Origin of the sequence: Achromobacter sp. ACM05, from assembly GCF_019218915.1 — a bacterium.
Taxonomy (GTDB): domain Bacteria; phylum Pseudomonadota; class Gammaproteobacteria; order Burkholderiales; family Burkholderiaceae_B; genus Achromobacter; species Achromobacter animicus.
On sequence record NZ_JAHUWQ010000001.1, the window covers coordinates 1,479,857 to 1,499,579 of the forward strand.

19 protein-coding genes and 1 tRNA gene are annotated in these 19,723 nt (G+C 65.3%); 6 read left to right on the plus strand and 14 right to left on the minus strand.

The annotated features are described in order from the left end of the window. Positions 1-14: 14 nt before the first annotated feature. The 9 genes from KW836_RS06775 to KW836_RS06815 form a co-directional block, all read right to left on the minus strand. Positions 15-1,193: a type VI immunity family protein gene (locus KW836_RS06775; RefSeq protein WP_218342791.1), complete on the minus strand. Its 1,179-nt coding sequence runs from the start codon at positions 1,191-1,193 to the stop codon at positions 15-17. Then, positions 1,190-1,780: a hypothetical protein gene (locus KW836_RS06780; RefSeq protein ID WP_218342792.1), complete on the minus strand. Its 591-nt coding sequence runs from the start codon at positions 1,778-1,780 to the stop codon at positions 1,190-1,192. Before KW836_RS06780 ends, KW836_RS06775 begins: the two co-directional genes overlap by 4 nt. Continuing rightward, positions 1,777-2,514 carry a VRR-NUC domain-containing protein gene (locus tag KW836_RS06785; RefSeq protein WP_218342793.1) on the minus strand — a complete coding sequence of 246 codons (738 nt, stop codon included), beginning with the start codon at positions 2,512-2,514 and terminating at the stop codon, positions 1,777-1,779. Before KW836_RS06785 ends, KW836_RS06780 begins: the two co-directional genes overlap by 4 nt. A 15-nt stretch (positions 2,515-2,529) precedes the next feature. Further along, positions 2,530-5,130, minus strand: a complete 2,601-nt coding sequence (locus KW836_RS06790) for a type VI secretion system Vgr family protein (protein WP_218342794.1) — start codon at positions 5,128-5,130, stop codon at positions 2,530-2,532. Positions 5,131-5,396: 266 nt separating this feature from the next. Further along, positions 5,397-7,418, minus strand: coding sequence for an ATP-binding protein (locus tag KW836_RS06795; protein ID WP_255595153.1), 2,022 nt, complete (start codon positions 7,416-7,418; stop codon positions 5,397-5,399). A 344-nt stretch (positions 7,419-7,762) separates the two neighbouring features. Continuing rightward, on the minus strand, positions 7,763-8,386 hold the full coding sequence (locus KW836_RS06800) for a glutathione S-transferase family protein (protein WP_175122355.1): 624 nt from the start codon (positions 8,384-8,386) through the stop codon (positions 7,763-7,765). Positions 8,387-8,404: 18 nt separating this feature from the next. Then, positions 8,405-8,983, minus strand: coding sequence for a 1,6-anhydro-N-acetylmuramyl-L-alanine amidase AmpD (gene ampD, locus KW836_RS06805; protein WP_218342796.1), 579 nt, complete (start codon positions 8,981-8,983; stop codon positions 8,405-8,407). 12 nt (positions 8,984-8,995) lie between these two features. Continuing rightward, complete coding sequence (locus tag KW836_RS06810) at positions 8,996-9,262, minus strand: PP0621 family protein (protein ID WP_175122357.1); 267 nt, start codon at positions 9,260-9,262, stop codon at positions 8,996-8,998. A 1-nt stretch (position 9,263) separates the two neighbouring features. Then, complete coding sequence (locus tag KW836_RS06815; RefSeq protein WP_218342797.1) at positions 9,264-10,106, minus strand: inner membrane protein YpjD; 843 nt, start codon at positions 10,104-10,106, stop codon at positions 9,264-9,266. 106 nt (positions 10,107-10,212) lie between these two features. Here KW836_RS06815 and ffh point away from each other — a divergent pair, with 106 nt between their 5' ends. After that, a complete protein-coding gene (gene ffh, locus KW836_RS06820; protein WP_056559422.1) occupies positions 10,213-11,619 on the plus strand; it encodes a signal recognition particle protein in 1,407 nt (468 codons plus the stop codon). A gap of 217 nt (positions 11,620-11,836) precedes the next feature. Here the strand turns inward: ffh and lysM are convergent, their stop codons facing one another. The 4 genes from lysM to trmB all read right to left on the minus strand — a co-directional run bounded on the left by lysM (position 11,837) and on the right by trmB (position 14,588). Then, positions 11,837-12,283, minus strand: coding sequence for a peptidoglycan-binding protein LysM (gene lysM / locus KW836_RS06825; RefSeq protein ID WP_175137914.1), 447 nt, complete (start codon positions 12,281-12,283; stop codon positions 11,837-11,839). Between the two features lie 303 nt (positions 12,284-12,586). Then, positions 12,587-12,787: a sulfur carrier protein ThiS gene (gene thiS / locus KW836_RS06830; protein ID WP_056559414.1), complete on the minus strand. Its 201-nt coding sequence runs from the start codon at positions 12,785-12,787 to the stop codon at positions 12,587-12,589. An 11-nt stretch (positions 12,788-12,798) separates the two neighbouring features. Next, the gene (gene pip / locus KW836_RS06835) at positions 12,799-13,740 is read right to left on the minus strand and encodes a prolyl aminopeptidase (RefSeq protein ID WP_218342798.1); all 942 of its coding nucleotides are present in this window, start codon (positions 13,738-13,740) and stop codon (positions 12,799-12,801) included. Continuing rightward, positions 13,740-14,588, minus strand: a complete 849-nt coding sequence (gene trmB / locus KW836_RS06840) for a tRNA (guanosine(46)-N7)-methyltransferase TrmB (protein ID WP_239211232.1) — start codon at positions 14,586-14,588, stop codon at positions 13,740-13,742. The genes pip and trmB overlap by 1 nt, the downstream gene beginning before the upstream one ends. A gap of 127 nt (positions 14,589-14,715) precedes the next feature. On the opposite strand from trmB, the gene KW836_RS06845 reads away from it, so the two are divergent. The 5 genes from KW836_RS06845 (at position 14,716) to KW836_RS06865 (ending at position 19,124) form a co-directional block, all read left to right on the plus strand. Further along, entirely contained in the window at positions 14,716-15,612 is an 897-nt protein-coding gene (locus tag KW836_RS06845) for a LysR substrate-binding domain-containing protein (protein WP_175122360.1), read from the plus strand. Between the two features lie 121 nt (positions 15,613-15,733). Continuing rightward, positions 15,734-16,927, plus strand: coding sequence for a CaiB/BaiF CoA-transferase family protein (locus KW836_RS06850; RefSeq protein ID WP_218342799.1), 1,194 nt, complete (start codon positions 15,734-15,736; stop codon positions 16,925-16,927). Next, positions 16,924-17,877 carry a hydroxymethylglutaryl-CoA lyase gene (locus tag KW836_RS06855; RefSeq protein WP_218342800.1) on the plus strand — a complete coding sequence of 318 codons (954 nt, stop codon included), beginning with the start codon at positions 16,924-16,926 and terminating at the stop codon, positions 17,875-17,877. The genes KW836_RS06850 and KW836_RS06855 overlap by 4 nt, the downstream gene beginning before the upstream one ends. A gap of 75 nt (positions 17,878-17,952) precedes the next feature. Continuing rightward, positions 17,953-18,939 (plus strand): tripartite tricarboxylate transporter substrate binding protein, encoded by a 987-nt coding sequence (locus KW836_RS06860; protein ID WP_175184770.1) that lies wholly within the window; start codon positions 17,953-17,955, stop codon positions 18,937-18,939. 111 nt (positions 18,940-19,050) lie between these two features. Then, positions 19,051-19,124, plus strand: a tRNA-Gly gene (locus KW836_RS06865). Between the two features lie 140 nt (positions 19,125-19,264). Here KW836_RS06865 and KW836_RS06870 read toward each other — a convergent pair. Further along, positions 19,265-19,651 carry a VOC family protein gene (locus KW836_RS06870; protein WP_218342801.1) on the minus strand — a complete coding sequence of 129 codons (387 nt, stop codon included), beginning with the start codon at positions 19,649-19,651 and terminating at the stop codon, positions 19,265-19,267. Between the last annotated feature and the right edge of the window lie 72 nt (positions 19,652-19,723).

Genomic DNA, 19,723 nt, shown 5'->3' on the forward strand with positions numbered 1-19,723 from the left:
GAGAAGCTGACCCGCTACAACGCTTTGACCAGACGCCAGGTAACCACCTGCCCGTTCACTTCCGGCAAGAGGTCGTTGTGCATGAACGTCTTCCTTCCCTGTGACGGCTCCTCCTCGCAGATCCAGATGCCAGGCCATGGACAAGGTGTGCCCGAGGGCATGCGGAGGAAGTGACGTTCGTCTGCTTTGACGTTGCCCGCCTCGTCGATTACGGCCTTGATTTCCTGCGGCGTATCGAAGCGGCGCAGCCAGAGGTTGCTGGTCAGCGGATTGAAGCGAATCTCGCCGGCGATGGAACCGTAGTGGAGCGAGCCGATGTCCTGCACGCGCAATGAGCGGATGGCGTTGTTGACCTTCACGTACAGTTCGGGCGTCGGGTCTGTCTCGGCTTTGCCTAGCGCGGGCCAGTCACCTGCGCGGATGGCGGTGCCCCATTCGTAGGGGAGGAGCTCGATGCGATGGTCATTGAGCTTGCTCTTCAACTCCTCGGGTGTGCCCAGGGTGGCGATCCAGTGATGGGCCAGGAAGGTGTACCAGTTGAGATTCTTGTAGCCCTCGCGCAGGTTTTTCTTACCAGTCGGTCCGCAAACATCTACCGCTCTGTATGCCCAAGCTGTCTCGTGTCCCAGGGTCTGGTAGTCCTCCCAATCATGGCATTCCTGAATCCCAAGCCCGGCCGCGCCATGGAGAGGACGAAGCAACGCGCAACACTTCAACAGGAAACTCTCGAACCGAGCTCTCCCTTCCGCCGCAAGCTCTACTACAGGTAGGTAAAACCGTACCGTGGTAAGGGATTTATGAACTTGTTCATACCAGCCGGCGGGAGAGAAAACACCAAACATGTAGTCACTTGCATGCTCCAAGCTAAGCCGGGACATGCAATCGAACTCAACGGTGTCCATCGGGCTTGTATTGACGATGAAGTCTCGATAAGCGTCAAACCCCATCTTGGAGAAGGGGCGAACGATCATGCGCTTGTCTGCACGATATCCGCCCTTGAGATTTTGGCCATAAAGTTCATGGTAGAGAGCGAACGCCTCTGCGATGCCCTTGCGGCGAACCGGCAGATAGGCGTCAACAAGATGAAAGATGGCAACGATTCCCACTTGTTGGACGATGAGCGTGTTGTCCTCCTCATCGCCAAAAGTGAAATACCAGCGTTCGGCATCGAACTCTTTGAAGAAATCGCTCATTGTGTTGTCTCCGGCAAATCGGCCCAGAACAGATACAGCTGTTCCGTGCGTGGTTGATCGCGTTGGCTGGCGTCCCACTGCTGGTAGGCTTCCCATTGCCGTTGACGTTCCGGAGATGGCGCGGGCGCGGAGCTTCCGTCTTCTGATTGGGCATAGGCCACAGTCGCTCCTGCTGCGCCGGTTCCTCCGGTGATACGGCCCCACGTAATAAGGCGGTCGTATTGCACGACGCGTGAGCCGGCGCGTGCGGTTAGCGCCGAACCCGCGATGGCGGAACTGCCCCTTGCGATGGCGGTCATGCCGGCGCCGACACCAGCAGCGCCCATAAGAACGAAGGGGCCAGCAAGCGAAATTTCAATTTGTGCGCGCACCTGTGCAGCGTGCCCGTCAGCCTCTCGCATCTCTGGGCCGGCGCTTATTACGGGGGTGCCTCGCGGTGGCTTAACCTCCAGCACTTGCCGGGCGGCCTGATGCTCCGCATCGATCAAGCCGACAACGAGGCTGTGTGGATCCGCCGAAGCGCGCAAGGGGAGAGACATGACCTGCGACACGGGCTTATAGACGGGCTCGTGCTGCGCCGCGCTCATCCAATCGCGACGCTGACGCCTGTCGGCTTTGTTGCACCTGTCGGTTTGGAGAGGCGAAATTTTTCGCTATGGCCCGCGATGTACTCGTAAGCGAACTTCTGTTCTTTTGTCAGCGAGTCCGCTCCAAACTTCATTTCAATAACGCTGGCCAGATTCGCCTGGCTGTATTGAGGCGCTCCCCCCAACGTATGGTTGTTGACCCTAATGACATCCGGAATTCGCAACGGGCTTTTCTGCATTACCTGAATATCCTGCCAAATCCCGTTCTCGACATCTGGCGGTAACGGCACTGGAATCATCTCCTCAAGCTCGTCCAGCCCCAACAGGTCCACCACAACCTCAACGCTGCTGTACTGCGGAAATTGCCGGCTGCTGATCCGCTTGTATTGAGACAGCGGAAAAGAACTCGGCCGATGCGGATGTTGCCTGCTCATGATCGGCGCCGGCGGCGTCTTCGTCATGTCGTAGCCGACTTCGGCGCAGTACGGCCAGCGATCCTCAAAGAGCTCGTTATCCGCCCGGATCATCAGGGCCACCGTGCGTTGATACATGGGCGCGCCATCGCCTGAGCGCCTGTACGGATTAGCGCTGGCATAGCGCGCTTTCTCGCACAGATACCAAAGGTCGAGGGGATTAGTTACGGGCAGCACCTGACCCGAAGCGTCAGGTCTGGTGGATCCTCTGGTGCTGCCCCCGGGATTCTTCGGCCCGGGTCGTGCAGTTTGGTTGGCCATGATTCAGCCTGGCTCCTAGTTGGGATTGCGAAGAAAATCCAGCGAATAGCTGCCACCGCCATCCCAATAGCTGGCGTCCAGATGCAAGAGATCGTCAGGGTCCGGTATTGCCGAAGCCTCCAGAGGTTCTCTTGCGTCGCTGGTGATGACCTGCGTACGGCCTTGCGCGTCGGTCCGTCCGCGCACGATGTCGCCGCTGGCGCGGACGATCTCGTAGGCGTGATCCGGCAGGACTCTGTTCGTGCTGGCGTCGCGCAGCACGAAGAACTCTTCAAACGGCCCGGGCCGGCCAGAGAATTGGCCCAGCGTGGGCACCATCGATCCCGGCCCGGTCAAGTTATGGTCCGTTGCCTTGACGGTGAAGACGCCGGGCATGCCCATCTCGATATTGCCGCCAGCCATCTTGATATAGGCGCCGCCGCACAACAGGGTGATGTGTTCTTCGGCGGACACCGTGACATGGTTGTTGTTGGCGCGAACCTCCACGCTCTTGTCGGCATCGATACGGATGGCGTTGTGTTGCGCCTGCAAGAGCAGCTGGCCGGTATGCGCGATGTGGCGCATGTCTCCCCGTTGCGCGAACGTGCCCAGGCCATTGCCGGCGTTGACGACCACGCGTTCACCGGCTGTCAGTTGCAGGTTTGCGTGGGCGACGGCATCCAGATGCTCGCCCGCGCCCAACGCGATGGAGAGGGGCGTTCCGGCCGCGATGCCGGCGGGGGCGGAGAGCGCCATGACAGGCGCCGCGCCTTCGCCTGTGCCGCGGGTCTGGTCGTTGGCGCCATGGCCCAGGTCTCGCACCAATGCGGTCAGGTCCCGGCGGGGCTCGGCGTCGTGCGGGGCTCCTTGATGTTCACTGGCGTAGTTGCCCAGGCTGCGGGCAAGTTGTAGCGCTGCCTCCAGGACGGCCACGATTTCGTCGCGGTCGAGTTGGCCGCCCTGGGCGTTGGCTTGCGCTTCCGTGGTCAACAGCAGGCCTTGCGCTGCGCGCAGCGTCCCGTGCAAGTCGGTGCGTAGTTCGAAGCCTTCGCCGCGCGGCGCGCCGCCACTCGGACGCGGATGGGTGAGGTAACCCAGGTGCAGGTGGCTTGCGCCATGATCGTTCATCAGGGCGGCGCTGATTTGGGATGGCGTGTCATCCAGGCGCAGTTCGCTGGCCCGCTTGCCCTTGTGCTCCTTGCTCTTGACGGTTGCGAGGTCTTTGAACTTGGGAAGTTCGTATGGCGGCAACTGCAGGCGGTTGTAGACGCGGCCGGTGATCACAGGCTGGTCCGGATCACCGTCGAAGTACGAGACGATGACTTCCTGGCCGATGCGTGGAATGGCCATGTGGCCCCAGGTGGCGCCGGCGATGTTCTGGGAGACACGAATCCAGCAGGAGCTGAACCCATCATGTTTGCCCACGCGGTCCCAGGGAAACTGGACCTTCACGCGTCCATATTCGTCGGTATGGATTTCTTCGTTGGGCGGACCGACCACCACGGCGTTCTGCGGGCCATCGATGCGAGGCCGGGGCAGCGGCTCGGCGCGCCATTCGGCATCGTCCGGCACCAGTTCGGCTTCGTAGCGGTAATGCGTACCCGATTGCGCCTCAGCGCTTTCCTCGGCCTGGCTGGTGTGCTGCCTGCCCCGGTGGACGATGCGTACGGGGCGCCAGCCGCGATTCATGTCTTCGCGTGGATGACCGGCCAGCGTGAATGAAATGCCCGGCTGCAAGCGGGGATCGTCGCCTTCGACCAGCGCAATGCGCGCATCGCGGCGATGGCCGCGCAGGCGGTTCTCGGCAAAGGGCTTGCCGGCTTCGTCGAACTTGGCGCGCGCCGGATAGTCGTAGCGCTCGTAGCGGCGGCCCTGGTGGTTCAGGTCTTGCCCGTCGCGGCTGTGCTGGTGCGCGTATTGCGGATGGTGGAAGGTGTAGTCGCGCTGCGTCTGGCGCGCGGTGCGCACGTTTTCGGTGTACGCGAAGCGGCACAGAGCGGGCTGCGGCTGATCCCCGCCGGGTGTGGGGTTGTACTGGACCGGTTCGTCGCCCACGCGGCCATGGATGAACAGGCGGTCGCTGTGGACCAGCCGATGGCCTTCGGGGCTGTGGCGGAAGGAATAGAAGAAGCCTTCCTCGCGCATGATGCGCTCGACGAAGTGGTAGTCGGTGTCGCCGGCCTGCACGCAGTATTCGCGGGCCTGGTGCTCGGTGGTGTTGCGCTGCTCGTAGTCTTGAGTCAGACCATGCGCTTTGAGCACTGCTTCGGCGATCTGCGGGACCGTGACGGCCTGAAAGATGCGCCAGTCGGCACTGAGTTTCAGGCGCGCCAGCCGCGGCTCGACGACTGCGCGATAGCGGGTGCGGCGAAAGCCTGTGTCGCCCTGGACAAATGAAGACACCGCGCCATGCACGTACCGCGCCGGGGTGTCGCCATGCCAGAGAGTGAGCAGCGCGGCGCGGTCCAGCACCTGGGCGAAGTCGATGGCGGCGTTGCTGCTGGCCAGTTCCACTTCAAGCAGGAAGGTCTCGGACAGGCCTTCTTGCAGGGTGAATTCGACGACCTCAAAAGATTCGTCGCCGACGGAGAACGTGAAGCGAAGATCGGATTGGATAGGTATGACGTGCTCCCGCAACGACAGACCTTTCCCTGCAACGGTGAGCGTCAGGTCCGCCTATAGGCAAGCGTCCGCCGCAATCGGAGAATTGCAATGGACTCGCATGGCATGCGCTTCCATTTCGTCATACCGGCCAATTTCTGGGTATCGAACCGTTCTTATATTTGTCGGCAAGGGCGCTGAAAACGCGGGGAAACAGCCGGGCGCGATGATGTCGGCCCGGATCTGCAACGTGGCATTGCATGATGCGTGTTCGGCGCGGACGAGCGGCCCCTCGCTCACCGCTACTTTGCGCTGCCGCGGTGCTCGATGGTCGACAGCATCTCCAGCAACACGTCCATATCCACCGGCTTGACCAGATGCGCGTCGAAGCCGGCTTCCATCGATGCTCGGCGGTCTTCTTCCTGCCCCCAACCGCTAAGCGCGAGAATCGTTGCGCGCTGGCCCCAGTCCAGGGTGCGGATGTGGCGGCAGGCCTCGTGGCCGTTCATGCCGGGCATGCCGATGTCCATGAGGATCACTTGCGGCCTGACCTGCTCGCCCACGGTGATCGCTTCTTCGCCATCGTACGCAGCGGTGACGTCGTGGCCTTCAATGGCGAGCACCGCAACCAGGGACTCGACCGCATCGCGGTTGTCATCGACAACGAGCACCTTGCTTGCCACCGGCGACAGCGCGCCGGCAGGGAGTTGCGGCGCCACCTCCTGAATGTCGGTGACCGGCAGCCGCACGACGAATGCGCTGCCTTCGCCTTGACCGTCGCTGTGCGCGCGCACCGTGCCGCCGTGCATCTCGACCAGGCGTTTGACGAGCATCAGGCCGATGCCCAGTCCGCCCTGCGCGCGTTCCAGCGTTCGGTCGACCTGCGTGAACATCTCGAAGATACGGTCGAGCTGATCCGGCGGAATGCCCGACCCGTTGTCGCGGACCGTGATGTCGACGCTGTCCTTGCCGGGCTCGACGAAGAGTTCGATGTCACCGCCGGGTGGCGTGTATTTGGCCGCGTTGGACAGGAGGTTGCCGAAGACCTGTGTCAGGCGTTCGGCGTCGCCGTGCAGCATGATCTGCGCGTCGGGCTGCACCAGTCTCAGCCGGTGGCCGTGCTGTTCCAAAGCCGGCTTGCACGACTCGACGGCATGCTGCAGAACGGAGTCGAGCGTGAGGGCGGTCAGCCGAAGTTCCAGCTTGCCGCGATTGATGCGGTTGACGTCGAGCAGGTCGTCGACCAGCCGGACCAGCTGGCGCAACTGGCGGTCCATCACTTCGCGGGCGCGCGCCGTCATGCCGGGGTCGCGTTCGGCGCGCTTCAGCACTTCCAGCATGTTGCGCAGCGCGGCCAGCGGATTGCGCAGCTCGTGGGCCAGCACGGCCAGGAACTCATCCTTGTGCCGCCGTTCGCGCGCCAGTTCGGACTCCGCGATATGGCGTTCCAGCAGTTCGGCGGCCTGCCGCGCCAGCAGGTCGATGTAGCGCAAGGCTTCGGGTGTGGGGCCGCCGGGCCAGCGGTAATGGTTGTTGAGCATGCCCAGCAGCTGGCCGCTGCGGCTGAGCAGCGGCGTGCATTGGATCGACCGGATGTTGTCTTCCATGACGATCTCGAGCCCCAGCGTGCCTTGCAGATCCGTCAGTTGCTCGACATCGGGCACGACCAGCCGTTCCAGGTGCTGGGCGGCTTCGGCGCAGCTTGCGACCCAGCCGTCTTCGGCGAAGTGTTCGACCAGGCGCGCGCTCAGGCCCTGGTGCACGGCGATGCGCAGTGTGTTCTTTGCCGGATCGTAGATCTGGATGTTGCCTTTTTCCGTTCCGGAAATGTCGGCGGCGGCGGCCAGGATCTTCTTGAGCAGCGGTTCGAATTCGCCGGGGCCGACCAGTTCGGCGCTCAGTGCCTGCAACCGGGATAGCGCGTTGACCTCGTTGCGCAGATCTGCCGCGGCGCGGTCGCGTTCCACGACGATGCTGGTTGCCAGCGCACCGAACTCGGCGACGCGCTGTTCCCACGGCGTGCAATGACGCACCTGCGGCAGGCAGAGCAAAAACCAGCCGACCGGCGTGCCGTCGGGCGCCATCGCGGCGCGCGCGTGGCAGGCGTGGATGCCGTTGTCGCGGCAGATGGTGCGCCAGGACTCGGCCCACGTCGTCGACTGCTCGATGTCTTCGCTCTCGACGGGATTGCCCCGCCGGATTGCCGGATCATCCGTCGCAAAGAGCGCATCGTGGATCGGCAGGCCGCGCAGGGGGCAGGCGATCGAGGCGGGGAGATGGGTGGAATAGGCGTCGCCGACGGTGACGCGATCGGAGCCGGTCAACAGGACGCATGCCCGGCTGCCGGGCGCCAGGCGGCAGACGGCTTCGGTAAGCGCTTCCAGGCATGACCCCGTTGGGGCCCCCGAAGCGACAAGGAGCAGAAGCTGCCGCTGTTCTTGGTCCAGGGCAGCTTGGCTCGCGGAATCTGGCGGCTCGTGGGTCAAGTGCATCTCCTCTTCTTGCGACGCCTTGGCGGCGGCCGTCCCCCGGCAGGACGGGGGATTGAAACGAGGCGCTCAAGGCAAGGGCCAAGGCGCCTCAGAGGCTTCAAATAATTGCACGAATCGCGCAGAAGGAATGTTGCAATTTGTCCCGGTTGTGGCGGGGCGTGACGGCCCCCGTCCGGTTACTCCAGCGGCAGGGTCAGGACGCCTTGCGGAGCGGGGCGCATCATGACGCGCCGATACCACGCGGACAGGGCGGGCGTGTCGGGCCGCTCGATGGGCAGGGCCAGCCAGCGGTGCGCGGCGGCGACAAGCGCGATGTCGCCCATGGTGAGGTGACGCCCGGCGATGAACTCGCGGCCTTGCAGGGCCTGGTCAAGGATCAGCGCACGGGCGTTGGAGCGTTTGATCGAATTTTCGATGGCGGCCTTGTCACGCTTGTCTTCCGGGGTGCGGATCAGGCCCAGAAAGGCCGGCCCCATGGCCGGCTGCCATTCGGTCGCCTGCCAGTCCATCCAGCGGTCCGCATCGGCGCGCAGGCAGACGTCCTCGGGCCACAGCGTGCCCACGCCGTAGCGCGCCGCCAGGTAGCGGACGATGGCGTTGGATTCCCACAAGATGAAGCCGCCGTCGTCGATGACGGGGACGAGGCGGTTGGGATTGAGCTTGGCCGCGTAATCGGCGGTGTCGACCACCCCGAACGGGCCGCCGGCCTGGACAAAGGTGTGCGGCAGGGCCAGCTCGCGTACGGCCAGCATCACTTTCTGAACGTTGACGGAGGTCAGGCGTCCCCAGATCTTCAACATAGCCAATCCTTCTAAGGGTCAGGCCGGCGGCAGGTGCCGCCGCGCAAAGCCGCTGTCGCGCCCGAAGCGCGTCCAGTCGAATGCCGACCCGGGATCGGTCTTGCGCCCCGGGGCGATATGTTCGTGTCCCTGGGCGGCAACCAGGGGATAGCGCGCGCGCAGGGTGTGGGTCAGCCGGCGCAGCGACGCGTACTGCTCGCCAGTGTAGGGCAGCGTGTCCGTGCCTTCCAGTTCAATGCCGATGGAAAAATCGTTGCAACGCTCGCGGCCGGCAAAGCGCGACACGCCAGCGTGCCAGGCACGCCGGTCCGTCGAGACGAATTGCACGATGCGGCCGTCGCGGCGGATGAAGAAGTGCGCCGACACGCGCAGGCCGCGCAGGCGTTCCAGCCAGGGATGCGAGCGGTAATCGAGCGTATTCAGGAAGAGGCCTGCGACCTCAGGTCCGCCAAATTGGCCTGGCGGCAGGCTGATGTTGTGCACGACCAGAAGCGAGACCTGCTCGCCCGCGGGGCGCGCGTCGCAGTTGGGCGACCGCATCAGGCTAATGCCCGGCGCCGGCGCCAGCCAGCCATGTCGATCCAGGAACAAAGGCATAGAGAGAGACGGTCAGCGTTTGGCCGGACCCAGGCGGGCGTGGTCGGGGCTGCACCAGGTCTGGCCTTCCTGCAGCAGGGCCTCGGAGCGGGGCAGATGGATGCCGCAATGGGCGCAGCGCACCATGGATTCGATGGCGGGCGGGGGCTGCGCGCCCTGCGCCTTTTTCTTCTGGCCGCCTTGCGCGTCGGCCTGGCGCTGCGCGGCCATGCGGCCGGCAATGCGGGCGACAAACAGAACCAGGATGATCAGAACGATCCAGAACAGCAACTTGCCCACGTCAGCCTCGATGCAGAATCATTTCCAGCACGAACCGGCTGCCGGTGTAGGCCAGAATCAAAAAACCAAAACCCGTCAGGGTCCAGCGCAGCGCGACGCGGCCGCGCCAGCCCCAGATATGCCGGCCGGCCAGCAGCACGCCGAAGGTCAGCCAGGACAGCAGGGTGAAGACGGTCTTGTGGTCGAACGGCAGGATCTTGCCGGTCAGCTTCAGGGAGGCGACGGAGCCCGAGCCCACCGCCAGCGTCAGCACGACAAAGCCGATCCAGATGATGCGGAAAAGCAGCTGCTCCTGCACCAGCAGCGGCGGCTGCGAATCGAGCACGCGCCCGATGATGCTGCGTTCGGCGGGGGCGTCCAGGGGACGGTGCAGGTGGCGGTCCAGCAGGGCCATCATCATGGCGTGCAAGGCGGCGATGGTGATCAGACCGTAGGCCGCCAGGGCGATCAAGAGGTGCACGCGCAGCCAGGGATCGTCGGCATGGGGCACGAACTGCCCCTGCGGGAAGATGGCGGCAAGGCCGCTGGCGATGGCGGCGGAGGGCAGCAGCAGCAATTGCAGGCCGTCGATGCGTACCAGCAGGCTTTCCAGCCAGAACACCACCATGCCCAGCCAGATGGCGGCGGACAGGGCCAGCGCCCATCCAATGAAAAGATGCTGGGATCCCAGCATCGATTGTTGCAGCCCGATTCCATGGAGAACCAGGGCGCCCAGCAGGCACAGACGGGCGATTCTGCCGGTCTGTTCCACTTCCCCGGCGCCGGCCAGGCGGATCCAAAGCGACCCCCCTAGCACCGCGTACGCCAAGGCAGCCGCTGTGTGAAATACAATGCCGAGTGACATAGAAACCGTTGTCTGGATGGGGCCTTGGGGTGCGCGTCACCCGAAAGCGCAGAATCCGCGCCTGCGGCCACCGTTCAATCAACTAGTTTAAGCGGAAACGCCTCTCATGCTCGATAACCTAACTCAACGCCTGTCGCGCGTCGTCAAGACGCTGCGCGGGGAAGCCCGCCTGACCGAGGCCAACACGCAGGAGATGCTGCGCGAAGTGCGCATGGCGCTGCTGGAAGCCGACGTCGCACTGCCGGTCGTTCGCGACTTTGTCGCGCGGGTGAAGGAAAAGGCGCTGGGCGAAGAAGTCGCCGGCAGCCTCAGCCCGGGCCAGGCGCTCGTCGGCGTCGTCAACAAGGAACTGACTGCCCTCATGGGCGGCGACCTGGGCGCCGACGCCAATGAACTGTCGCTGGCCGTCCAGCCGCCCGCCGTGATCCTGATGGCGGGCCTGCAGGGCGCCGGCAAGACCACCACCACCGGCAAGCTGGCGCGCTGGCTCAGCGAAGGGCAGCACACGCAGCACGGCCGCAAGACCGGCAAGAAAAAGGTGCTGGTGGTGTCCGCCGACGTGTACCGTCCGGCCGCTATCGACCAGTTGAAGAGCGTGGCCGCGCAGGTCGGTGTGGATTTCCTGCCGTCCGATCCCAGCCAGAAGCCCGAAGACATCGCGCGCGGCGCGGTTGATCACGCCCGCCGCCATCATTACGACGTGCTGATCCTGGACACGGCCGGCCGCCTGGGCATCGACGAGGCCATGATGCGCGAGATCCGCGCGCTGCATGACCTGGTCAAGCCGGTGGAAACGCTGTTCGTGGTGGACGCGATGCAGGGCCAGGATGCGGTCAACACCGCGCGCGCCTTTGCCGACGCGCTGCCCCTGACCGGCGTCGTCCTGACCAAGCTGGACGGCGACGCCCGCGGCGGCGCGGCCCTGTCGGTGCGCCACGTCACCGGCAAGCCGCTCAAGTTTGTCGGCGTGTCGGAAAAGCTGGATGGTCTCGAGCCGTTCTACCCCGACCGCATGGCGCAGCGCGTGCTGGGCATGGGCGACATCGTCTCGCTCGTGGAGCAGGCGCAAAAGAACATCGACATCGCCGAAGCGCAGAAGCTTGCGTCCAAGATCAAGTCGGGCAACAAGTTCGACCTGAACGACTTCCGCGATCAGCTCGGTCAGGTCAAGAAGCTGGGCGACATGGGCTCGCTGCTGGAAAAACTGCCGGCTCAATTTCAGCAGGCCGCAGGCCAGTTGCAGGGCGGCCAGGCAGAAAAGCAGCTGCGCCGCACGGAAGGCATCCTGAATTCGATGACGGCCGCTGAACGCGCCAAGCCCGAACTGATCAAGGCCTCGCGCAAGCGCCGCATCGCCGCCGGTTCCGGCGTGCCGGTTCAGGAGGTCAATCGTCTGCTGGCTCAGTTTGAGCAGATGCAGGGCATGATGAAGCAGATGAAAAAGGGCGGCATGGCCAAGATGATGCGCGCCATGGGTGGCATGAAGGGGCTGGGCCGCTTCGGAATGAAATAGGGCCCCCACGCCGCACTCGCTTCGCTCGCTTGCTGCCCCCCGAGGGGGCTGCCCCGCCTCCGGGCGGCTTTTCTAGCGCAGGACTGTAAGTCCGCAGTCAAAAAAATGGCCAGACATTGCGTCTGGCCAAGCAATCGCGGCAGGCAGGGGGCGCCGCGCCGCGACACAAGCCGGAGAACGCATGGGTGTCCTCCGGTTTGTTTGAATTCGGTGCCGCTTACGACAGCGGCGGGATGCGCAGCACTTGGCCCGGGTAGATCTTGTCGGGGCTGGTGAGCATGGGCTTGTTGGCTTCGAAGATCAGGGTGTTCTTGGCGCCCTGGCCCTTGCCGTATTGCGCTTCGGCGATCTTCCACAGGTTGTCGCCCTTTTGCACGGTGTACATCTTGGCTTCGGGCGCGGCCTGCTTGACCTGCAGCTGATTGTCCACTGCGGCCACGCCGACGGTGTTGCCCAGCGCCAGCGAAATCTTCTCGGCGTCTTCCGTGCTCAACGCCTGGCCCGCGACCGTGACCTTGTCGCCGTCCACCGTGATTTGCAGGCCATCCGCGTTCAGGCCGTGCTTATCCAGCTCTTTCTTCAATTCCTCTGCCGTCGCGGCCTTGGCCTCGCTGGCGCCGAAGAGTTTTTCTCCAACGTCCTTGATGAAATTGAGCAGACCCATAGCGTTTCCTTTATCGATATTGCGGTGAGAAAACCTGTGCTCTCGAAGGCGCCTGTCCGGTTGAAGGCGGCGCGATAGAAACGATTATGACTCGCACATTTGCCCTACGACGAGGGGTTGTGGTGTAACAGGTTGCTAGCCTCTTGCCAGACTACGCAACAATGCTGGCATCTTGGCGGGACGTTGGTATCCGGGGGCGTAAGCCCCCTCGTGCGTGGGGCGGCATGCAAAAAGGCCGCTGGGTGTCAGCGGCCTTAAAGGGGGTGTCGCGATGCGGCGCCGGAGCGCTGCGGTGACCGTAGTTCAGCCGCCGCCCACCGCGACCACGATCTCGATCTGGTCGCCGTCCGACAGCGCCGTCTGCGCGTGCTGGCTCTTGGGCACGATTTCGCCGTTGCGTTCGACGGCCACGCGCTTGCCCGCATAGCCCAGCGTTTCGAGCAATTCGTTGACCGTGGTGTCCAGCGGGAACTCGCGGGCGTCTCCGTTCAGGGTGATGTGCATGTCAGGGCTCCTCACTGTTTGGCGTAGGCGTCGGTGGCGGCGATCAGGCGCGCCAGCGTGCCGGGTTCGTCGAAGGCGTGGCCGGCATCGGGCACCAGGTGAAACTGCGCTTCAGGCCATGCGCGGTGCAGGTCCCACGCGGTACGCGCGGGCGTGCAGACGTCGTAGCGCCCCTGCACGATGGTGCCGGGGATGCCGCGCAGCTTCTGCGCGTCGCGGATCAACTGGCCTTCTTCCATGAAGCCGGCGTTGAAGAAATAGTGGTTCTCAATGCGCGCAAAGGCCAGCGCCGCGCGGTCCGCAGCGTGGCTTTGCTGATGGCGCGGGCTGGGCAGCAGCGTGATGGTGCTGTCTTCCCATTTGCTCCAGGCCTTGGCGGCGCGCAGTTGCTCGGCGGGGTCGTTGCCCGTCAGGCGCTTGTGGTACGCGGTGACCAGGTCGCCGCGTTCGGCCTCGGGGATCGGCGCCAGGTATTCTTCCCAGCGGTCCGGAAACAGCCACGATGCGCCTTCCTGGTAGAACCATTGGATCTCGGCGCGCCGCAGGCCGAAGATGCCGCGCAGCACCAGTTCGCTGGTGTGCGCCGGGTGCGTCTCGGAATAGGCCAGCGCCAGCGTCGACCCCCAGGATCCGCCAAACACCAGCCACTTCTCAGCGCCCATGACTTCGGTGCGCAGTCGCTCGATGTCGGCGACCAGATGCCACGTGGTGTTGTTGTCCAGGCTGGCGTGCGGATGCGATCGACCGCAGCCGCGCTGATCAAAGAGCAGCACGTTGTAGCGTTGCGGATCGAACAACTGCCGGTGCACGGGCGAGCAGCCGCTGCCGGGCCCGCCATGCAGGAAGACGGCGGGCTTGCCGTTGGGGTTGCCGCACATTTCCCAATAGATCTGGTGACCGTCTCCGGTATCCAGCATGCCTTGGCGGTAGGGTTCGATCGGCGGATAGAGCATCAGGCGGCTCGCTTGAAGATCAGGTCCCAGACACCGTGGCCCAGGCGCAGGCCGCGTGTCTCGAATTTGGTGAGGGGGCGGTAGTCGGGTCGCGGCGCGTAGCCGTCGACGGTGTTCTTCAGGAGCGGTTCGCCGCTCAGCACTTCCAGCATCTGCACCGCGTAGTCTTCCCAGTCGGTGGCGCAGTGGATGTAGCCGCCGGGCGCGATGCGGCTGGCCAGCAGCGAGATGAACGTGGGCTGGATCAGGCGGCGCTTGTGATGGCGCTTCTTGGGCCACGGATCCGGAAAGTAGATGTGCACGCCGGCCAGGGAGTCGGGGGCGATCATGTCGCGCACCACTTCAACGGCGTCGTGCTGGATGATGCGCAGGTTCTGGATGCTGGAGTCTTCGATGCGGCGCAGCAGGGATCCGACGCCGGCGTTGAACACTTCCACGCCCAGGAAGTTGTCGCCAGGCCGGGCCAGCGCGATCTTTTCGGTGGTTTCACCCATGCCGAAGCCGATCTCCAGCACCGTCGGGGCCTGCCGTCCGAAGGCGGCGGCCGGATCCAGGCGGCGGGGAGCGTAGGGGATGGACCATTGGCCCATCAGGCGCTCCAGCGCCGCCAGCTGGCCCTGCGTGATGTGGCCGCGGCGATGGACGAAGCTGCGGATGTGCGCGGCGCCCGGGCTGTTAGGCGCATACGCGGCGCTGGCCAGCGCGGCCTGGGTTTCCGGGGAAACGGGGGCGGGCGCGGCGTCGGCGGCGGGCGAGGCGGAAGGACTCACGCCCGGCTTGGCGGGCGCGTCTGCGGGGGTGTCCGCAGGGGTGTTCGTGGCGTTGTTCGCGGGGTTGTTCGTATTCATAGGCGGGATTGTAGTGGCAGGTCTGCCCGCGCGGAGCCGGTCATAGGGACTAAAACAGGGACACATTTATTCCGGACGCCTGCGGCTATAGTTTCAGCCCGGTTTCCCTGCGCCGTAGTCCTTTGTCATGAACTTTGCCCGGATCGACCTCGTCACGCTTGCCCTGTTTGTTTCTGTTGCGCGCCAGGGAAGCATCTCGGCCGGCGCGCGCCAGTCGCACCTGGCGGTAGGCGCGGCCAGCAAGCGGATTTCCGACCTGGAAGCCGCGCTGGGGTCGCCCCTGCTGTTTCGCAATGCCGCCGGCGTGGAGCTGACCGACGCCGGACAGGCGTGCCTGGTGCACGCGCTGCGGGTGCTGCAGGAAGTCGAGCAGATGGCCGGCGCACTGTCCGACTTTGCGCAGGGCGTGCGAGGCCAGGTGCGCATTGCCGCCAACACCTCGTCGCTGACCCAGTTCCTGCCGGAGGATCTGGCCGCCTTCATGGACGAGCATCCTGCCGTGCGCATCGACCTGGAAGAGCAGAACAGCAGCGACATCGTCACCGCCGTGCTGGAGAACCGCGCGGACATCGGCGTCTTTGCCGACCGCACGCTGGCAGACGGTCTTGCCACCTTTCCCTATCGTCTGGACGAGCTGGTGCTGATCGTGCCGCAGCGCCATCCGTTGGCCGCGGAGCCGCAGGTCGCCTTTGCGGACACGCTGGCCTACGACTACGTCGGCCTGCCGCCCGCGACGTCGCTGGCGACCCGGCTGTCGGAAGAAAGCGGCCGCATGGGCCGGGCGATGCGGCTGCGCATCCAGGTGCGCAGTTTTGACGCCATCTGCCGCATGGTCGCGGCCACGCGTGGCGTGGGCATCCTGCCGCGCATCGCCGCCGAGCCGCACGCGCGGTCCATGCCGATCCGGCTGATTCCACTAACCGACGAGTGGGCGCGCCGCTGGCTGCTTTTGGGCGTGCGCGACGCCGACACCCTGACCGTGGCCGCGCGGCTGCTGCTGGCCCACCTGCGCGGCGAGGGCTGAGGGTTAGCCCGGGGTTTCTCGTTCCGGGAATGCCCCTTTCCCCGATTGTCCATTCCGCTCCCCGGCGCTTTGCGCGCACACTGCCGTCCATCACTACCGTAAGACGCGCCTGGGAGGCGATATGGCAGGGCAGATTCTTGCCGGCATTCGTGTGCTGGAACTGGGACAACTCATTGCGGGGCCTTTTGCGGCCAAGACGCTGGCGGACTTTGGCGCGCAGGTCATCAAGATCGAGCCGCCGGGCCAGGGCGATCCGCTGCGCAAATGGCGTCTGCTGCACGAGGGCACCTCGGTGTGGTGGGAGGCACAATCGCGCAACAAGCAGTCGGTCTGCGTGGACCTGCGCCAGCAGGAAGGCCAGGACATCGTGCGCATGCTCGCGCGCGAGGCCGACGTGCTGATCGAGAATTTCCGCCCCGGCACGCTGGAAAAATGGGGCTTGTCGTGGGAAGCCCTGCACGAACTGAATCCCCGCCTGATCATGTTGCGCATCTCGGGCTACGGCCAGACCGGTCCCAAGGCGCGCGAACCCGGCTTTGCCGCGATCGGCGAAGCCATGGCGGGCCTGCGCTACCTGAACGGTGAGCCGGGCCGCGCGCCGGTGCGCGCCGGCCTGTCGCTGGGCGACACCATCGCCGGCCTGCATGGCGCGCTAGGCGTGATGCTGGCGCTGTATCAGCGCGATGCGCGCGGCGGGGTGGGGCAGGTGATCGACACCGCGCTGTACGAAAGCCTGTTCAACCTGAGCGAGAGCCTGCTGCCCGAGTATTCGGTGTTCGGCGCGGTGCGTGAGCCCGCCGGCGCGTCGCTGCCCGGCATCGCGCCGTCCAACGCCTACCCGTGCCTGGACGGCTACGTGCTCATCGCGGGCAACGGCGACGCCATCTACACCCGGCTGATGGCCCGCATCGGCCGCGACGACCTGGGACAGGATCCGGCGCTGGCGCACAACGACGGCCGCGCGCGCCGCGTGGAAGAGATCGACGCCGCCATCGGCGCGTGGACGCAGGAACGGCGGATCGACGACGTGCTGGCCGCGATGCTGGAAGCCGGCGTGCCGGCCGGCCGCATCTATTCCGTTGCCGACATTGCCAAGGATCCGCACTACCGCGCCCGCAACGCCATCACCTCAATGGAATCCGCGGCGGGCGTGCAGGTGGAAATGCCCGCCGTCTTCCCGTACCTGTCGTCCAATCCGGGCGCAGTGCGCGAACGCGCGCCGACCCTGGGCGAACACACCGATACGGTGCTGGCGTCGGCGGGCCTGACCGAAGAACAGCGTGCCGCGTTGCGCGCCAAGGGAGTGATTGCATGAACCACGGACCCGCTCGCATCGAGATCAACGAGGTCGGGCCGCGCGACGGCCTGCAGATCGAGAAAACCCTGGTGCCCACGGACGACAAGGTCGCCTTCGTGGACGCGCTGTCCGACTGCGGCTTTGCCCGCATCGAAGTCACAAGCTTCACGTCCCCCAAAGCCATTCCCGCGCTGGCCGACGCAGTCGACGTCATGCGCCGCATCCGCCGCCGTCCCGGCGTGATCTATACCGCGCTGGTTCCTAACGTACGCGGGTTGGAACGCGCGCTGGAGGCCGGCACCGACGAGATGAACCTCGTCATGTCGTGCAGCGAGACGCACAACCGCGCCAACCTGCGCATGACGCGCGACCAGTCGTTTGCCGAGCTGTCGCAGGTTCTGGCCGCCGCGGCAAAGGCCGGCGCGCCGTGCAACGTGTCGTTGTCGACCGCGTTCGGCTGTCCGTTCGACGGCGACGTGCCCGCGGACACGGTGCTGGACCTGGCCGCGCGTCTGGTCGACGCGGGTGCGGCCGGCATCACGCTGTGCGACACGACGGGCATGGCGTTTCCGACGCAAGTGGCCGCCCTGTGCGAACAGGTGGCGGCGCGCCTGCCGTCCACCGCGCTGACCGTACACATGCACAACACGCGCGGCATGGCGTTGGCCAACGCCATCGCGGCCTGGCAGACCGGCATCACCCGCTTTGACGCCGCAGCGGGCGGCCTGGGCGGATGTCCTTACGCGCCGGGCGCCAGCGGCAACGTCAACACCGAAGAGCTGGTCCACATGTTTGCTTGCATGGACGTGGAGACCGGCGTGTCGCTGGAGCCGCTGCTGGCCATCGTGCGAAGTCTGCCCGGCCTGGTCCAGCGCGATCTGTCCAACGCATTGCTGCAGGCGGGGCCGAGGCTGGCCCTGCATGCGCCGCCCGCGTGGCTGGCCGAACGGTTTCCGGCCGACGCCTGATTGATCTGTCTTTTCCAAGCTGTACCTGCCGTACCCGAACCACCCACAGATAAAACAATACCCAGGAGACAACGCATGGCCTCTTTCCGCCTGCCCACCGCACTGCGCGTCAGCGCCGCCTTCGCCCTGATCACCGCCGCCGGCGCCGCCAGCGCACAGGCCGATTTTCCGAACCGCCCCGTCACGCTGATCGTGTCCGCTGCACCCGGCGGCACCACCGACATCGCCGCCCGCCTGATCGCGCAGCCCTTGGGTGCGGCGCTGGGCCAGAGCGTCGTCGTCGAGAACAAGCCCGGCGCCTCCGGCGGCATCGCTGCGCAGGCCGTGGCGCGCGCCAAGCCGGACGGCTACACGCTGCTGCTGCAGTACTCGGGCTTTCAGGTCATCACGCCACACGTGACGCCCGCCGCCGGCTGGGATCCCATCAAGGACTTCGCCCCGGTTGCCAACGTGCTGTCCGCGCCGCAAGTCGTGGTCGTGCGCCCCGATCTGCCCATCAAGTCCCTGAAGGAACTGGTCGCGTACGCCAAGGCCAACCCGGGCAAGCTGAACTACGCGTCCTCGGGCAACGGTTCGCTGCAGCAGGTCGCCACGGAACTGCTCAACCAGATGGCCGGCACGCAGATCACGCACATCCCGTACAAGGGCACCGGCCCCGCGCTGAATGACTTGCTGGGCGGCGCTGTCGATATGACGATCACCACGCCGCCGCCGCTGCTGGGCCAGATCGCCGCAGGCAAGCTGCGCGCGCTGGCGGTCACGGGCAATGCCCGCTTGCCGTCGCTGCCCGACGTGCCCACGGCCGCCGAAGCCGGCTACCCCGACCTGATCGTGTCGTCGTGGTTCGCCATGTACGCACCCAAGGACACGCCCGCGCCGGTCGTCGACAAGATCGCGGGCGAGATCCAGAAAATCATGAAGACCGACGAGTTCCGCAAGAAGGCGGCCGAGCAGGGCGCCGAGGCGATCTTCATGGGCCCGAAGGAACTGGGCGCCTACACGCAGACCGAACTGGACCGCTGGGGCAAGGTGGTCAAGGCCGCGAACATCACGGCGAATTGATATCGGCGATTCTTTGGTCGAAGGGGCGGGCTTTTTCGACCCGCCCCGACCGAAAAAACCCGCGCTATAATCGCGGCTCTGCCCGGCCCACGGCTGCGGCACGACACCCGAGCGGGTGTAGTTCAATGGTAGAACGGCAGCTTCCCAAGCTTCATACGAGGGTTCGATTCCCTTCACCCGCTCCATCAATCCCGGCAAGTTCCCTTCATGCGACGCTGATCACTTGATTCTGCGGCGTCGGCATTCATTCCCCGCATCGATTCAACGCATTGCCCGAGGATGTCCGGGTCGACCTGCGAGGGGCATTCCTGAGCGCGCCTTGCCGTCAAGCGACGCGGTGATAAACGGCCTCGATGTTGTAGCCGTCGGGGTCCAGGATGAAGGCGCCGTAGTAGTGGGGGTGGTAATGCGTGCGCAAGCCTGGCGGGCCGTTGTCGCGGCCGCCGGCTGCCAAGGCGGCGCGATGGAACGCGTCGACCGCTTCGCGGCTGCGGGCGCGGAAGGCCACATGCACGCGTGGCGCGCAGGGCGTGCCCTCATGTATCCAGAATTCGCCACCGGGGTTGTTCTCGTTGTCCGGTTCTCCGACGCCGAAGCCCATGTCGGTCTCGAACGTCTTGCGTGCCACATAACCCAGCGCCGCCAGCGCGCTCAGGTAAAACGCGCGGCTGCGCTCGAAGTTGCTCACATGGATCGTGATGTGGTCCAACATGCAACGCTCCTTCAGAAAGGTGGCCCATCGGGCCGGAACGATCAGCATAGGCCATCAGGGCGGACGACAGGG

What these genes read in the sequence shown, in the direction of transcription:
- KW836_RS06845 (WP_175122360.1), top strand. Translation starts at nt 14,716, where the DNA reads ATGAACTTTGCCCGGATCGACCTCGTCACGCTTGCCCTGTTTGTTTCT.
- KW836_RS06815 (WP_218342797.1), bottom strand. Translation starts at nt 10,106, where the DNA reads ATGTCACTCGGCATTGTATTTCACACAGCGGCTGCCTTGGCGTACGCG.
- ampD (WP_218342796.1), bottom strand. Translation starts at nt 8,983, where the DNA reads ATGCCTTTGTTCCTGGATCGACATGGCTGGCTGGCGCCGGCGCCGGGC.
- thiS (WP_056559414.1), bottom strand. Translation starts at nt 12,787, where the DNA reads ATGCACATCACCCTGAACGGAGACGCCCGCGAGTTCCCGCTGGACACC.
- pip (WP_218342798.1), bottom strand. Translation starts at nt 13,740, where the DNA reads ATGCTCTATCCGCCGATCGAACCCTACCGCCAAGGCATGCTGGATACC.
- lysM (WP_175137914.1), bottom strand. Translation starts at nt 12,283, where the DNA reads ATGGGTCTGCTCAATTTCATCAAGGACGTTGGAGAAAAACTCTTCGGC.
- KW836_RS06800 (WP_175122355.1), bottom strand. Translation starts at nt 8,386, where the DNA reads ATGTTGAAGATCTGGGGACGCCTGACCTCCGTCAACGTTCAGAAAGTG.
- KW836_RS06775 (WP_218342791.1), bottom strand. Translation starts at nt 1,193, where the DNA reads ATGAGCGATTTCTTCAAAGAGTTCGATGCCGAACGCTGGTATTTCACT.
- KW836_RS06785 (WP_218342793.1), bottom strand. Translation starts at nt 2,514, where the DNA reads ATGGCCAACCAAACTGCACGACCCGGGCCGAAGAATCCCGGGGGCAGC.
- trmB (WP_239211232.1), bottom strand. Translation starts at nt 14,588, where the DNA reads ATGAATACGAACAACCCCGCGAACAACGCCACGAACACCCCTGCGGAC.
- KW836_RS06870 (WP_218342801.1), bottom strand. Translation starts at nt 19,651, where the DNA reads ATGTTGGACCACATCACGATCCATGTGAGCAACTTCGAGCGCAGCCGC.
- KW836_RS06860 (WP_175184770.1), top strand. Translation starts at nt 17,953, where the DNA reads ATGGCCTCTTTCCGCCTGCCCACCGCACTGCGCGTCAGCGCCGCCTTC.
- ffh (WP_056559422.1), top strand. Translation starts at nt 10,213, where the DNA reads ATGCTCGATAACCTAACTCAACGCCTGTCGCGCGTCGTCAAGACGCTG.
- KW836_RS06780 (WP_218342792.1), bottom strand. Translation starts at nt 1,780, where the DNA reads ATGAGCGCGGCGCAGCACGAGCCCGTCTATAAGCCCGTGTCGCAGGTC.
- KW836_RS06855 (WP_218342800.1), top strand. Translation starts at nt 16,924, where the DNA reads ATGAACCACGGACCCGCTCGCATCGAGATCAACGAGGTCGGGCCGCGC.
- KW836_RS06850 (WP_218342799.1), top strand. Translation starts at nt 15,734, where the DNA reads ATGGCAGGGCAGATTCTTGCCGGCATTCGTGTGCTGGAACTGGGACAA.